At 61.0% G+C, this 12021-nt stretch carries 22 protein-coding genes; 1 reads left to right on the top strand and 21 read right to left on the bottom strand.

Going from position 1 to position 12021, the window contains the following annotated elements:
• Positions 1-96 precede the first annotated feature (96 nt).
• A complete protein-coding gene (locus LZ005_RS11125; protein ID WP_237808117.1) occupies positions 97-1734 on the top strand; it encodes a M20/M25/M40 family metallo-hydrolase in 1638 nt (545 codons plus the stop codon).
• Between the two features lie 162 nt (positions 1735-1896).
• Here the strand turns inward: LZ005_RS11125 and rplQ are convergent, their stop codons facing one another.
• The 21 genes from rplQ to rplP form a co-directional block, all read right to left on the bottom strand.
• Positions 1897-2292 (bottom strand): 50S ribosomal protein L17, encoded by a 396-nt coding sequence (gene rplQ, locus LZ005_RS11120; protein ID WP_237808116.1) that lies wholly within the window; start codon positions 2290-2292, stop codon positions 1897-1899.
• Positions 2293-2377: 85 nt separating this feature from the next.
• Positions 2378-3355 carry a DNA-directed RNA polymerase subunit alpha gene (locus LZ005_RS11115; RefSeq protein WP_237808115.1) on the bottom strand — a complete coding sequence of 326 codons (978 nt, stop codon included), beginning with the start codon at positions 3353-3355 and terminating at the stop codon, positions 2378-2380.
• 106 nt (positions 3356-3461) lie between these two features.
• Positions 3462-4085, bottom strand: coding sequence for a 30S ribosomal protein S4 (rpsD, locus tag LZ005_RS11110; RefSeq protein WP_237808114.1), 624 nt, complete (start codon positions 4083-4085; stop codon positions 3462-3464).
• 211 nt (positions 4086-4296) lie between these two features.
• Positions 4297-4701: a 30S ribosomal protein S11 gene (gene rpsK, locus LZ005_RS11105; protein WP_237808113.1), complete on the bottom strand. Its 405-nt coding sequence runs from the start codon at positions 4699-4701 to the stop codon at positions 4297-4299.
• Between the two features lie 17 nt (positions 4702-4718).
• Entirely contained in the window at positions 4719-5084 is a 366-nt protein-coding gene (rpsM, locus tag LZ005_RS11100) for a 30S ribosomal protein S13 (RefSeq protein ID WP_237808112.1), read from the bottom strand.
• 20 nt (positions 5085-5104) lie between these two features.
• Complete coding sequence (gene rpmJ, locus LZ005_RS11095) at positions 5105-5218, bottom strand: 50S ribosomal protein L36 (RefSeq protein WP_005663407.1); 114 nt, start codon at positions 5216-5218, stop codon at positions 5105-5107.
• Positions 5219-5252: 34 nt separating this feature from the next.
• Positions 5253-5471, bottom strand: a complete 219-nt coding sequence (infA, locus tag LZ005_RS11090; protein WP_005663428.1) for a translation initiation factor IF-1 — start codon at positions 5469-5471, stop codon at positions 5253-5255.
• A 16-nt stretch (positions 5472-5487) separates the two neighbouring features.
• Positions 5488-6822, bottom strand: coding sequence for a preprotein translocase subunit SecY (gene secY / locus LZ005_RS11085; RefSeq protein ID WP_237808111.1), 1335 nt, complete (start codon positions 6820-6822; stop codon positions 5488-5490).
• Between the two features lie 16 nt (positions 6823-6838).
• Complete coding sequence (gene rplO / locus LZ005_RS11080) at positions 6839-7270, bottom strand: 50S ribosomal protein L15 (RefSeq protein ID WP_237808110.1); 432 nt, start codon at positions 7268-7270, stop codon at positions 6839-6841.
• 17 nt (positions 7271-7287) lie between these two features.
• Positions 7288-7467, bottom strand: a complete 180-nt coding sequence (rpmD, locus tag LZ005_RS11075) for a 50S ribosomal protein L30 (protein ID WP_237808109.1) — start codon at positions 7465-7467, stop codon at positions 7288-7290.
• 9 nt (positions 7468-7476) lie between these two features.
• Positions 7477-7995 (bottom strand): 30S ribosomal protein S5, encoded by a 519-nt coding sequence (gene rpsE, locus LZ005_RS11070; RefSeq protein WP_237808108.1) that lies wholly within the window; start codon positions 7993-7995, stop codon positions 7477-7479.
• A 12-nt stretch (positions 7996-8007) separates the two neighbouring features.
• Entirely contained in the window at positions 8008-8370 is a 363-nt protein-coding gene (rplR, locus tag LZ005_RS11065; RefSeq protein ID WP_237808107.1) for a 50S ribosomal protein L18, read from the bottom strand.
• A 12-nt stretch (positions 8371-8382) separates the two neighbouring features.
• On the bottom strand, positions 8383-8916 hold the full coding sequence (rplF, locus tag LZ005_RS11060) for a 50S ribosomal protein L6 (RefSeq protein ID WP_237808106.1): 534 nt from the start codon (positions 8914-8916) through the stop codon (positions 8383-8385).
• Between the two features lie 12 nt (positions 8917-8928).
• The gene (gene rpsH / locus LZ005_RS11055; RefSeq protein WP_237808105.1) at positions 8929-9324 is read right to left on the bottom strand and encodes a 30S ribosomal protein S8; all 396 of its coding nucleotides are present in this window, start codon (positions 9322-9324) and stop codon (positions 8929-8931) included.
• Between the two features lie 14 nt (positions 9325-9338).
• Positions 9339-9644, bottom strand: a complete 306-nt coding sequence (rpsN, locus tag LZ005_RS11050) for a 30S ribosomal protein S14 (RefSeq protein ID WP_237808104.1) — start codon at positions 9642-9644, stop codon at positions 9339-9341.
• Between the two features lie 7 nt (positions 9645-9651).
• Complete coding sequence (gene rplE / locus LZ005_RS11045) at positions 9652-10191, bottom strand: 50S ribosomal protein L5 (RefSeq protein ID WP_237808103.1); 540 nt, start codon at positions 10189-10191, stop codon at positions 9652-9654.
• Between the two features lie 4 nt (positions 10192-10195).
• Positions 10196-10510, bottom strand: a complete 315-nt coding sequence (rplX, locus tag LZ005_RS11040) for a 50S ribosomal protein L24 (RefSeq protein WP_237808102.1) — start codon at positions 10508-10510, stop codon at positions 10196-10198.
• A gap of 9 nt (positions 10511-10519) precedes the next feature.
• Entirely contained in the window at positions 10520-10888 is a 369-nt protein-coding gene (gene rplN, locus LZ005_RS11035) for a 50S ribosomal protein L14 (RefSeq protein WP_237808101.1), read from the bottom strand.
• Between the two features lie 244 nt (positions 10889-11132).
• Positions 11133-11399 (bottom strand): 30S ribosomal protein S17, encoded by a 267-nt coding sequence (rpsQ, locus tag LZ005_RS11030; protein WP_237808100.1) that lies wholly within the window; start codon positions 11397-11399, stop codon positions 11133-11135.
• Positions 11396-11587, bottom strand: coding sequence for a 50S ribosomal protein L29 (gene rpmC, locus LZ005_RS11025; RefSeq protein WP_237808099.1), 192 nt, complete (start codon positions 11585-11587; stop codon positions 11396-11398). The genes rpsQ and rpmC overlap by 4 nt, the downstream gene beginning before the upstream one ends.
• A gap of 12 nt (positions 11588-11599) precedes the next feature.
• Positions 11600-12019, bottom strand: a complete 420-nt coding sequence (gene rplP, locus LZ005_RS11020) for a 50S ribosomal protein L16 (protein WP_237808098.1) — start codon at positions 12017-12019, stop codon at positions 11600-11602.
• Positions 12020-12021: the final 2 nt, after the last annotated feature.

Genomic DNA, 12021 nt, shown 5'->3' with positions numbered 1-12021 from the left:
GTACACCGGTTCGGGCCGCAAGGCAGGGCGAGCCTGCGCCGCTGCAACCCCGGCCATTCTATGCCACACTGTTTCTTTCTTCACTTGGGAGATGCGATGAAATCTGCTGTGATCCTTGCCACCTTGCTGGCCGGCGCCCCGGCCCTGGCGGCCAGCCCCAAGCCGCTCAGCGAAGCGGCCCTGCTCGGCCATATCCAGGTGCTGGCCTCGGACGCCTTCGAAGGGCGCGCGCCCGGCTCGGCCGGCGAGAAGAAGACCCTGGCCTACCTCGAACGCCAGCTGCGCCAGGCCGGCCTGAAACCGGGCAATCCGGACGGGACCTATGTGCAGAAGGTGCCGATGCTGGGCGTCACCTCGCGCCCCAGCCTCAGCCTGAGCGTGGGCGGCAAGACCATCAGCCTGAATTCGCCCGATGATTTCGTCGCCTATTCGGTCCAGGCCAAACCCCTGGTCGAGGTCAAGGCCTCCGACCTGGTGTTCGTCGGCTATGGCGTGCAGGCGCCCGAGTACGGCTGGGACGACTACAAGGGCCTGGACGTCAAGGGCAAGACCCTGGTGATGCTGGTCAACGACCCGCAGGTGCCCGACAGCGCCAACCCGGCCCAGCTCGATCCGCGCCTGTTCAAGGGCAAGGCCATGACCTGGTACGGGCGCTGGGACTACAAGTACTACATCGCCGACAAGCTCGGCGCTGCGGCCGCAATCATCGTCCACGAAACCGGTCCGGCCGGCTATCCGTGGGACGTGGTGCGCAATAGCTGGACGCGCGAAAACTTCCACCTGAAGAGCGCCGACGGCATCGACCACGGCTTCCCGGCCGTCTCCTCGTGGATGCAGGAGGCGCGCGTGCGCGAACTGTTCACCGCCGTCGGCCAGGACTTCGACGCGCTCAAGCGCGCTGCCCTGTCGCGCGACTTCCGCCCGGTGGCGCTCGGCGCCCAGGCCAGCTTCAGTCTGAAGAACACCTGGCGCACGATCGACTCCTACAATGTGCTGGGCCGCATCGAAGGCAGCGATCCCACGCTCAAGCAGGACACCCTGATCTACAGCGCCCACTGGGACCACATTGGCATCAACGAAGCCCTGCCCGGCCCGCGCAGCCAGAAGATCTTCCACGGCGCGCTCGACAATGCCTCCGGCGTGGCCGGCGTGCTCGAACTGGCGCGCGCCTACCAGGGCCTGGCGCAAAAGCCCAAGCGTTCGGTGCTGTTCCTGCTGACCACGGGAGAGGAGCAGGGCCTGCTCGGCGCCCGCTACTACGCCGAGCATCCCCTGTATCCGCTCGAGCGCACGGTGGCCGACATCAACTTCGACGGCCTCAACGCCTGGGGCAAGACCAGCGATATCGAGAACGTCGCCATGGGCCACACCAGCATCGACGCCCTGGTCGAGGCCAAGGCCAAGGCCCAGGGCCGCACGGTGGCGCCGGATTCGCGCGCCGAAGTCGGCACCTTCTACCGCTCCGACCAGCTCGAGTTCGCCAAAGTCGGCGTGCCGCCCCTGTACATGAAGCGCGGCGCCCAGTTCATCGGCAAGCCGGCCGGTTTCGGCAAGGAGCAGATCGACGCCTACACCAAGCACGACTACCACCAGGTCAGCGACAATGTGCGCAAGGACTGGGACTTCAGTGGCGCCGTCCAGGACCTGCAGCTGATGCTCGACGTCGGCCTCGAGCTGGCCAACGGCGCCCCCCGCCCCGTCTGGCGCAGCGACTCCGAATTCGCCCGCAAATAGCCCACCAGAAAAAATGGGGTCAGACCCCATTTCTCCTGAAGGCAAGAAAACACCCGGCTGCGGCCGGGTTTTTTCCGCCCAGATAAATGGGGTCTGACCCCGATTTTGTTGGGGCGAAAAAAAACCCGGCGCTGGCCGGGTTTTTCTTGCTCTGACGCCGGATTACTCGGCGGTCGGGGCTTCGTCGGCAGCCGACACTTCCGGACGGTCCACCAGTTCCACGAAGGCCATCGGGGCGTTGTCGCCCACGCGGAAACCCATCTTCAGGATACGGATGTAGCCGCCCTGGCGCTCTTTGTAGCGCGGGCCGATTTCGGCGAACAGCTTGCCGACGATTTCGCGGTCACGCAGACGCGAGAACGCCAGACGCTTGTTGGCCAGGGTGTCGTTCTTGCCCAGGGTGATGATCGGCTCGACGACGCGGCGCAGTTCCTTGGCCTTCGGCAGCGTGGTCTTGATCGCTTCGTGCTTGAGCAGCGAGACGGTCATGTTGCGCAGCATGGCGAGGCGGTGCGAGGAGGTGCGGTTCAGCTTACGGAGACCGTGACGGTGACGCATGGTAGTTCCTTTCGGTTTTTGAGTTTAGGTCCAGCTCTTCGATCGCCCCCGGTGCTCTGGGGGCGCGGGCCGGTTCAACAGTAAATTATTTCTCGAGACCAGCCGGCGGCCAGTTTTCGAGCTTCATGCCCAAGGTCAGGCCGCGCGATGCCAGCACTTCCTTGATTTCGTTGAGCGACTTGCGGCCCAGGTTCGGGGTCTTCAGCAGCTCGTTTTCCGAACGCTGGATCAGGTCGCCGATGTAGTAGATGTTTTCGGCCTTCAGGCAGTTGGCCGAACGCACGGTCAGCTCGAGGTCGTCGACCGGACGCAGCAGGATCGGATCGACCAGCGGCGCGCGCGACGGGGCTTCGGCCGTGGTTTCCGTGCCTTCCAGGGCAGCGAACACATTGAGCTGATCGACCAGCACGCGGGCCGATTGACGGATCGCTTCTTCCGGCGTGATCACACCATTCGTTTCGATGTTGATGATCAGCTTGTCCAGGTCGGTACGCTGTTCGACACGGGCCGACTCGACCGAGTAGGACACGCGGCGCACCGGCGCAAACGAGGCGTCCAGAATGATGCGGCCGATCGTCTTGTTGGCGTCTTCCGACAGACGGCGCACATTGCCCGGCACATAGCCGCGGCCTTTTTCGACCTTGATCTGCATGTCGAGCTTGCCGCCACCGGTCAGGTGGGCGATCACGTGCTCGGGATTGATGATCTCCACGTCGTGCGGCAGATCGATGTCCGAAGCCAGCACGGCGCCTTCGCCTTCCTTCTTCAGGGTCAGGGTCACGGAGTCACGGTTGTGCACCTTGAACACCACGCCTTTGAGGTTCAGCAGCAGGTCGACCACGTCTTCCTGCACGCCATCCAGCGACGAGTACTCGTGCACGACGCCGGCGATCGTCACTTCGGTCGGCGCATAGCCGATCATCGACGACAGCAACACGCGGCGCAGGGCATTCCCCAGCGTGTGGCCGTAGCCACGCTCGAACGGCTCCATCACGACTTTGGCGTGACCAGGGCCCAGGGTTTCCACGTCGATAATGCGCGGTTTCAACAGACTGTTTTGCATGGATTGTCCTTTATCAATACCCTCGGCTCGTTACACCGATAAGGCTGACGGGTTCAATTGAAAACGCCCACGACGCGCGTGGGCGGGTGACACTCAGGGTCGCGTATTAACGCGAATACAGTTCGACGATCAGCGATTCGTTGACGTCGGCAGCGATGTCGCTGCGCTCCGGCACCGACTTGAAGGTGCCTTCCATCTTCTTGGCGTCGACCGACACCCAGCTCGGCATGCCGACCGATTCGGCCAGGGCCAGGGATTCGATGATACGGGCTTGTTTCTTCGACTTTTCGCGCACGGCGATCACGTCACCGGCTTTCACCAGGTAGGACGGGATGTTGACCACGTTGCCGTTGACGGTGAAGGCTTTGTGCGACACCAGCTGGCGGGCTTCCGCGCGGGTCGAACCGAAGCCCATGCGATAGGCGACGTTGTCCAGACGCGATTCCAGCAGACCCAGCAGGGTTTCACCGGTATTGCCCTTGCGGCGCTCGGCTTCGGCGAAGTAGCGGCGGAATTGGCGCTCCAGCAGACCATAGATACGCTTGACCTTCTGCTTCTCACGCAGCTGGTTGCCGTAGTCGGAGGTGCGGGCACCCGATTTCACGCCATGCTGGCCCGGTTTGGTTTCCAGCTTGCATTTCGAATCGAGCGAGCGGCGGGCGCTCTTCAGGAACAGATCAGTGCCTTCACGGCGCGACAGTTTTGCTTTGGGACCGATATAACGTGCCACGGTGCTTTCCTTTTTTAGTAAAAATAATAACGCCCCGATGCCGGCTGAACCGCTGCATCAGGCGCTAGTCCAACCCGATACACGAGTGGACAGTGGGCTTGTGGGCCTCTTGCGAGGCGACAACAGCCGGGCAGTATACCGCAATCGGTCCTGCGCCGGCAATTCCTTCTTCACGACCAGCAATTCTGGCCGTGGACAACATGGGTCAAGCTTAGATACGACGACGCTTCGGCGGACGGCAGCCGTTGTGCGGCACCGGGGTCACGTCCTGAATCTCGGTGATCTTGATGCCGAGGCTGTTCAGGGCGCGCACAGCCGATTCACGGCCCGGGCCCGGGCCCTTGATGCGCACTTCGAGGTTCTTCACACCGCACTCGATCGCCACTTTACCGGCGGCTTCGGCAGCCACCTGGGCCGCGAACGGGGTCGACTTACGCGAACCCTTGAAGCCAGCGCCACCCGAGGTCGCCCACGACAGCGCATTGCCCTGACGGTCGGTGATGGTGATGATGGTGTTGTTGAAGGAAGCGTGCACGTGGGCGATACCCTCGGCGACGTTCTTCTTGACTTTCTTACGCACACGCGCGGCGGCGGCGCTGCTTTGTTGCTTAGCCATTGTTATCGTTCCTCAGATTATTTCTTCAGCGCTTGAGCGGCCTTGCGCGGACCCTTGCGGGTACGGGCATTGGTACGGGTACGCTGGCCACGGACCGGCAGACCCTTACGGTGACGCAGACCGCGGTAGCAGCCCAGGTCCATCAGGCGCTTGATGTCCATCGACAGTTGACGGCGCAGATCGCCTTCAACGACGAACTTGGCCACTTCATCACGCAGCTTTTCCAGCTCGCTGTCGTCCAGATCCTTCACCTTTTTATTGGTGGGGATGCCGGTGGAAGCGCAGATCTGCTCCGAACGGGGACGGCCGATGCCATAAATGGCGGTCAGGCCAATGACCGTGTGTTGGTGGTTGGGGATATTGACCCCTGCAATACGTGCCATGCTTTATTCCTCGACCGTAATTAACCTTGACGCTGCTTGTGACGCGGCTCCACGCAAATCACGCGGACCACACCCTTGCGCTTGATGATCTTGCAGTTGCGGCAGATGCGCTTGACTGAAGCGTTAACTTTCATTTTGCACTCTCTCTTGGTTCGATTGTTCTACAACTTACTTGGTCCGGAACACAATCCGGGCGCGGCTCAGGTCATAGGGCGTGAGCTCCACGGTGACCTTGTCGCCAGGCAGGATGCGGATGTAATTCATGCGCATCTTGCCCGAAATGTGTCCGAGTACCACGTGTCCGTTTTCCAGTTTGACTCGGAAGGTTGCGTTGGGCAAGTTCTCGAGGATCTCGCCCTGCATTTGGATGACGTCGTCTTTTGCCATGCGTTTGTCCTGGTCCTTATCGGGTGGGCATCCCGCCCTTGAAGTTCGCCTTGCGCAGCAGCGATTCGTATTGCTGCGACATGACGTAGTTCTGGACCTGGGCCATGAAATCCATGGTCACCACCACGATAATCAGCAGGGAGGTGCCACCGAAATAGAAGGGCACTTTCCACTGCGCCTGCATGAATTCCGGCAGCAGGCAGACCAGGGTGATGTACACGGCGCCGGCCAGGGTCAGGCGCATCAGGATCTTGTCGATGTAGCGCGCGGTCTGTTCGCCCGGACGGATGCCCGGCACGAAGGCGCCGCTCTTCTTCAGATTATCGGCCGTCTCCTTCGAATTGAAGACGAGGGCCGTGTAGAAGAAGCAGAAGAACACGATGGCCAGCGCATACAGCAGCGCATGGATCGGCTCGCCCGGCGCCATGGAACCGGCCAGGTCACGCAGGAAACGGATCACCGCGCTCTCCTTGTCGCCACCCCGCGTGAACCAGTCCACGATCGTGGCCGGGAACAGGATGATCGAGGAGGCGAAGATCGGCGGGATCACGCCCGACATGTTCAGCTTCAGGGGCAGGTGGCTGGTTTGGCCGCCGTACACCTTGTTGCCGACTTGACGCTTGGCATAGTTGACCAGGATCTTGCGCTGACCACGCTCGACGAACACGACGGCGAAGGTCACCAGGGCCACCAGCAGCACGATCACGAGGGCCGAGAAGGAACCGATGGAACCATTCGAGACCAGCGAGAACAGACCGCCGAGCGCTGCCGGCAGACCGGCCGCGATACCCGCAAAGATGATGATCGAAATGCCGTTGCCGAGACCGCGTTCCGTGATCTGCTCGCCGAGCCACATCAGGAACATCGTGCCCGTGACCAGGGTCACGGCCGTCACCAGGCGGAAGCTCATGCCCGGATCGAGCACGAGGCCCGGCTGCGATTCGAGCGCGACGGCGATCGAGAAGGCCTGGAACAGGGCCAGCACCACCGTGAAATAGCGGGTGTACTGGGTGATCTTGCGACGCCCTGCTTCGCCTTCCTTCTTCAGCGCTTCCATCTGCGGCGAGACAATCGACAGCAACTGCATGATGATCGACGCCGAAATGTAGGGCATGATCCCCAGCGCAAACACCGTGAAACGCGAGAGCGCGCCACCCGAGAACATGTTGAACATGCCGAGGATGCCGTTCTCGTGTTCCTTGAACATCTGCGCCAGACGAGCCGGATCGATGCCCGGCACCGGCACGTGGGCGCCGATGCGGTACACGACGAGTGCGCCGAGCAAGAACCAGAGGCGGTTCCAGGGGAAACCTGCCGCTGCACTCTTCGCCAGTTGAGGATTTGCCGCCAACGTCAACTCCTAAGTCTTAGGCAACCGAACCACCGGCTGCTTCGATCGCAGCCTTGGCACCGGCGGTCACTTTCAGGCCCTTCAGATTGACGGCCTTGGTGATCTCACCGGACAGGATGACGCGCACGTCGCGAGCCAGCACCGGCAGCACGCCGGCCTGTTTCAGGACGATCAGGTCGATGTCGGTCACGGCGATGGCGTTGAGCTCAGACAGACGCACTTCAGCCTTGAAGGTGGCGTTCAGGGATTTGAAGCCACGCTTGGGCAGACGGCGCTGCAGCGGCATCTGACCGCCTTCGAAACCGACCTTGTGGAAGCCGCCCGAGCGCGATTTTTGACCCTTGTGACCACGGCCGGCGGTTTTACCCAGACCGGAACCGATGCCACGGCCAACGCGGCGCTTGGCGTGCTTGGCGCCGGCTGCGGGTTGAATGGTATTGAGTTCCATTGAAATTCTCCGAGGGCTTAGCCCACAACTTTGACCAGGTAGCGGACCTTGTTGATCATGCCGCGCACAGCGGGCGTGTCTTCAAGTTCGCGCACGGAATTGACACGACGCAGGCCCAGGCCGCGCACGGTGGCGCGGTGGTCTTCGCGGGTGCCGATCAGGCCTTTGACCAGTTGTACTTTCACAGTCTTCGACATGATTGCTCCTTAGCCCAGAATCTCTTCGACCGTCTTACCGCGCTTGGCGGCGATGTCGGCCGGGGTGCTCAGTTTGCTCAGGCCGTTCAGCGTGGCGCGCACCAGGTTGTAGGGATTGGACGAACCGGTCGACTTGGCGACCACGTCGGTCACGCCCATCACTTCGAAGATAGCGCGCATGGCGCCACCTGCGATCACACCGGTACCGGGCTTGGCCGGGCTCATCATGACGCGCGAGGCACCGTGACGGCCTTCCACCGAGTGCACCAGGGTACCGTTCTTGAGCGGCACCTTGATCAGGTTGCGGCGGGCTTCTTCCATTGCCTTCTGCACACCGACCGGCACTTCCTTCGACTTGCCTTTGCCCATGCCGATGCGGCCATCGCCGTCACCAACCACGGTCAGGGCGGCGAAACCCATGATCCGACCACCCTTGACCACTTTGGTCACGCGGTTGATCGAGATCATTTTTTCGCGCATGCCATCATCCGGCTTGTCGCCTTGCATTTTTGCTTGCATTTTTGCCATGACGAATATTCCTTAGAACTTCAGGCCGGCTTCACGCGCGGCATCTGCCAGCGCCTTGACGCGACCGTGGTAACGGAAGCCCGAGCGGTCGAAAGCCACTTCGGTGATCCCAGCTTTCAGTGCCTTCTCGGCCACACGCTTGCCGACCAGGGCAGCGGCGGCAACGTTGCCGCCCTTGCCCGACTGGCCAGCCAGCTCGGCGCGCACTTCGGCCTCGAGGGTCGAAGCCGACACCAGCACTTTGGCGTCCGGGCTGATCAGGTTGGCGTAAATGTGCAGGTTGGTGCGATGCACCGACAGGCGATTGACTTTCAGTTCTGCAATCTTGATGCGGGTTTGACGCCCACGACGCAGACGCGATGCTTTCTTGTCCATGGTCAGCCCCTATTATTTCTTCTTGGTTTCTTTGAGCTTCACCACTTCGTCCGCATAACGGACGCCCTTGCCCTTATACGGCTCAGGAGCGCGGTAAGCACGCACTTCGGCAGCGGTCTGACCGACCTTCTGCTTGTCGATACCCGAAATCACGATTTCGGTCGGGCTCGGGGTGGCGCACTTGACGCCTTCCGGCATCTGGTGCACGACCGGGTGCGAGAAACCGAGCGAGAGGTTCAGCTTGTCACCCTGGGCCTGGGCTTTGTAGCCCACGCCGACCAGCGACAGCTTCTTCTCGAAACCCTTGGTCACGCCGTTGACCATATTGGCCACCAGCGCGCGCACGGTGCCCGACATCGCGTTCGATTCACGCGAGTCGTCGACCACGTCGAAGCTCAGGGTGTTATTGGTATTGTCAATCTTGACCAGGCCGTTCAGCGGCAGGCTCAGCGAACCGAGCGGGCCCTTGACGGTGATCGAGCTGGCATTCAGCGCCACATCGGTGCCGGCAGGCACGGCGATCGGCATCTTAGCTACACGCGACATTGTTCTTTCTCCTTACGCCACGTAGCAAATCACTTCGCCACCGACGCCGGTAGCGCGTGCTTTGCGATCGGTCATCACGCCCTTCGGCGTCGACACGATGGCCACACCCAGGCCGTTCATCACGGTCGGGATCTCATCTTTGCCCTTGTAGATGCGCAGGCCCGGACGGGACACGCGCTCGAGGCGCTCGATCACGGGACGGCCCGTGTAGTACTTCAGGCCGATTTTGAGTTCGGCTTTGCCACCGGCTTCGGTGACGGCGTAATCTTCGATATAGCCTTCGTCTTTGAGCACGGCGGCGATGGCCACCTTGACTTTCGAGGACGGCATGGCGACCGACGTTTTCTGCACGCCCTGGGCGTTGCGGATACGGGTCAGCATATCGGCGATAGGATCGCTCATACTCATTGCTTGTTCTCCTATTACCAGCTGGCTTTGGTCAGACCCGGGATTTCGCCCTTCATGGCGAATTCACGGAGCTTGATACGACCCAGGCCGAATTTGCGGAAAGTGCCACGGGGGCGACCGGTCACCTGGCAGCGGTTGCGCTGGCGGGTCGGGGCCGAGTTACGCGGCAGGGCCTGCAGTTTCAGGCGGGCTTCGTAACGCTCTTCGTCCGACTTCGACTGGTCGTCGATGATGGCTTTCAGGGCGGCGCGCTTGGCGGCAAACTTGGCCACCAGGTCGGCACGCTTCTGTTCACGGTTAATCAGTGCGAGTTTTGCCATGATCTGCTTAGTTCCTGAACGGGAATTTGAAGGCGGCGAGCAGGGCTTTGGCCTCGTCGTCGGTCTTGGCGGTCGTGGTGATCGAGATGTTCATACCACGCAGGGCGTCGATCTTGTCGTACTCGATTTCCGGGAAGATGATCTGCTCTTTCACGCCGATGTTGTAGTTGCCGCGGCCATCGAAGGCACGGCCGTTCACACCGCGGAAGTCACGCACGCGCGGCAGGGCCACGGTGATCAGACGATCGAGGAATTCGTACATACGGGCGCCGCGCAGGGTCACCATGCAGCCGATCGGATAGCCTTCGCGGATCTTGAAACCGGCGATAGCTTTACGGGCCTTGGTCACCACCGGCTTCTGGCCGGCGATCTTGGTCAGATCGCCCACAGCGTGCTCGATGATTTTCTTGTCAGCCACGGCTTCCGACAGACCCATGTTCAGGGTGATCTTGGTCAGACGCGGCACTTCCATCACGGACTTGTAGCCGAATTTCTCGGTCAGGTCCTTGGCGATTTTTTCTTTGTACAGTTGTTGGAGACGGGCCATGATCTTACGCCTTCACGACTTCGCCGTTCGACTTGAACACGCGAACTTTCTTACCGTCCACGACCTTGAAGCCGACGCGGTCAGCTTTGCCGGTAGCGGCATTGAACAGAGCGACGTTGGACTGGTGGATCGGCATGGTCTTGTCGACGATACCGCCAGTGGCGCCGGTCATCGGGTTCGGCTTCTGGGCCTTCTTGGCCACATTCACACCTTCCACGAGGACATGGGTTTCATCGGCACGGGCCAGCACGGTACCGCGCTTGCCTTTGTCTTTGCCGGTCAGGACGATCACGTCGTCGCCTTTGCGAATCTTATCCATTGCGACTCCTTACAGGACTTCCGGAGCCAGGGACACGATCTTCATGAACTTTTCGCCGCGCAGTTCGCGCGTGACCGGTCCAAAGATACGGGTGCCGATCGGCTCCAGTTTATTATTCAGCAGCACGGCGGCATTGCCGTCGAACTTGACGAGCGAGCCATCCTGGCGGCGCACACCTTTGGCGGTACGAACCACCACGGCGTTGTAAATTTCACCTTTTTTGACGCGGCCACGGGGGGCAGCCACCTTCACGGTGACTTTGATCACGTCGCCAATGGCAGCGTAACGGCGCTTGGAGCCACCCAACACCTTGATGCACATGACTTCCTTGGCACCGGTGTTGTCGGCCACTTCGAGCCGGCTTTCAGTTTGAATCATAGTTTTCTCTTTCCCAACTTAAGCCGAAGAATCCACCACCGGGGTGGGCCTGCGGTCAGTCTTGGTCCCGCCGGCCCGCGCCTGCTGGAGCGAGCGATTGGGTGATGGACTTACCTAAAAATCTTGACGAGGCATCAATGTGACAACACTGATGCACGAAGCCCGCTAGTATTACACAACACCAGCGGGCTTGCAACAACTTTTTTGCTGCGGGCCCGAAAGCCCGCCTTCCTGCCTGTCCAGCTTAGATCGTCTGGGCGGTTTGCACCACTTTGGTGACGGTCCAGGCCTTGGTCTTCGAGATCGGACGGCCTTCCGTGATCTCGACGACATCACCTTCCTTGCACTGGTTGGCTTCGTCGTGCGCGTGGTACTTATTCGAGCGCACGATGATCTTGCCGTACAGGGGGTGCTTGACGTGACGCTCGATCAGAACGGTAACGGTCTTGTCCATTTTGTCGGACACCACCTTGCCGATCAGCGTACGCTTGAGCTTGGTCGTATCGTTCATTTGGCACCTTTCTCATTCATAACCGTTTTCACGCGTGCGATGTCGCGGCGCACCTTCTTCAGCTGGGCGGTGTTGCCCAGCTGCTGGGTCGCCACCTGCATGCGCAGACCGAACTGGGCTTTGAGCAGCTCGTTCAGTTCTTTCTGCAGGGCGTCCTGGTCCTTGCCGCGGAGTTCCGTTGCTTTCATTATTAACTCCTATCAAGCGCCCACTTGACGCACGACGAAGGTCGTGGCCAGGGGCAGTTTGGCGGCAGCCAGGCGGAAGGCTTCACGAGCCAGCTCTTCGGCCACACCGTCCATTTCATAGAGGACTTTACCGGGGCGGATTTCTGCCACGTAGTACTCGGGGTTACCTTTACCGTTACCCATACGGACTTCGGCCGGCTTGTTCGAGATCGGCTTGTCCGGGAACACACGGATCCAGATCCGGCCGCCACGTTTGATGTGACGGGTCATGGCACGACGCGCCGCTTCGATCTGGCGGGCCGTGATCCGGCCACGGGCCACGGCCTTCAGACCGAATTCGCCGAAGGACACGGCGGTGCCGGTCTCGTGCGAAATGCCGGTGTTGCGGCCTTTCTGCTCTTTACGATACTTCCTGCGTGCGGGTTGCAGCATGT

Origin of the sequence: Massilia sp. TS11 (genome assembly GCF_022012445.1) — a bacterium.
GTDB lineage: Bacteria > Pseudomonadota > Gammaproteobacteria > Burkholderiales > Burkholderiaceae_D > Telluria.
The sequence above is the reverse complement of the archived record's forward strand: the minus strand, read 5'-3'. Positions and strand labels throughout refer to the sequence as shown.

What these genes read in the sequence shown, in the direction of transcription:
- LZ005_RS11125 (WP_237808117.1), top strand. Translation starts at nt 97, where the DNA reads ATGAAATCTGCTGTGATCCTTGCCACCTTGCTGGCCGGCGCCCCGGCC.
- rplQ (WP_237808116.1), bottom strand. Translation starts at nt 2,292, where the DNA reads ATGCGTCACCGTCACGGTCTCCGTAAGCTGAACCGCACCTCCTCGCAC.
- LZ005_RS11115 (WP_237808115.1), bottom strand. Translation starts at nt 3,355, where the DNA reads ATGCAAAACAGTCTGTTGAAACCGCGCATTATCGACGTGGAAACCCTG.
- rpsK (WP_237808113.1), bottom strand. Translation starts at nt 4,701, where the DNA reads ATGGCTAAGCAACAAAGCAGCGCCGCCGCCGCGCGTGTGCGTAAGAAA.
- rpsM (WP_237808112.1), bottom strand. Translation starts at nt 5,084, where the DNA reads ATGGCACGTATTGCAGGGGTCAATATCCCCAACCACCAACACACGGTC.
- rpmJ (WP_005663407.1), bottom strand. Translation starts at nt 5,218, where the DNA reads ATGAAAGTTAACGCTTCAGTCAAGCGCATCTGCCGCAACTGCAAGATC.
- infA (WP_005663428.1), bottom strand. Translation starts at nt 5,471, where the DNA reads ATGGCAAAAGACGACGTCATCCAAATGCAGGGCGAGATCCTCGAGAAC.
- rplO (WP_237808110.1), bottom strand. Translation starts at nt 7,270, where the DNA reads ATGGAACTCAATACCATTCAACCCGCAGCCGGCGCCAAGCACGCCAAG.
- rpmD (WP_237808109.1), bottom strand. Translation starts at nt 7,467, where the DNA reads ATGTCGAAGACTGTGAAAGTACAACTGGTCAAAGGCCTGATCGGCACC.
- rpsE (WP_237808108.1), bottom strand. Translation starts at nt 7,995, where the DNA reads ATGGCAAAAATGCAAGCAAAAATGCAAGGCGACAAGCCGGATGATGGC.
- rplR (WP_237808107.1), bottom strand. Translation starts at nt 8,370, where the DNA reads ATGGACAAGAAAGCATCGCGTCTGCGTCGTGGGCGTCAAACCCGCATC.
- rplF (WP_237808106.1), bottom strand. Translation starts at nt 8,916, where the DNA reads ATGTCGCGTGTAGCTAAGATGCCGATCGCCGTGCCTGCCGGCACCGAT.
- rpsH (WP_237808105.1), bottom strand. Translation starts at nt 9,324, where the DNA reads ATGAGTATGAGCGATCCTATCGCCGATATGCTGACCCGTATCCGCAAC.
- rpsN (WP_237808104.1), bottom strand. Translation starts at nt 9,644, where the DNA reads ATGGCAAAACTCGCACTGATTAACCGTGAACAGAAGCGTGCCGACCTG.
- rplE (WP_237808103.1), bottom strand. Translation starts at nt 10,191, where the DNA reads ATGGCCCGTCTCCAACAACTGTACAAAGAAAAAATCGCCAAGGACCTG.
- rplX (WP_237808102.1), bottom strand. Translation starts at nt 10,510, where the DNA reads ATGGATAAGATTCGCAAAGGCGACGACGTGATCGTCCTGACCGGCAAA.
- rplN (WP_237808101.1), bottom strand. Translation starts at nt 10,888, where the DNA reads ATGATTCAAACTGAAAGCCGGCTCGAAGTGGCCGACAACACCGGTGCC.
- rpsQ (WP_237808100.1), bottom strand. Translation starts at nt 11,399, where the DNA reads ATGAACGATACGACCAAGCTCAAGCGTACGCTGATCGGCAAGGTGGTG.
- rpmC (WP_237808099.1), bottom strand. Translation starts at nt 11,587, where the DNA reads ATGAAAGCAACGGAACTCCGCGGCAAGGACCAGGACGCCCTGCAGAAA.
- rplP (WP_237808098.1), bottom strand. Translation starts at nt 12,019, where the DNA reads ATGCTGCAACCCGCACGCAGGAAGTATCGTAAAGAGCAGAAAGGCCGC.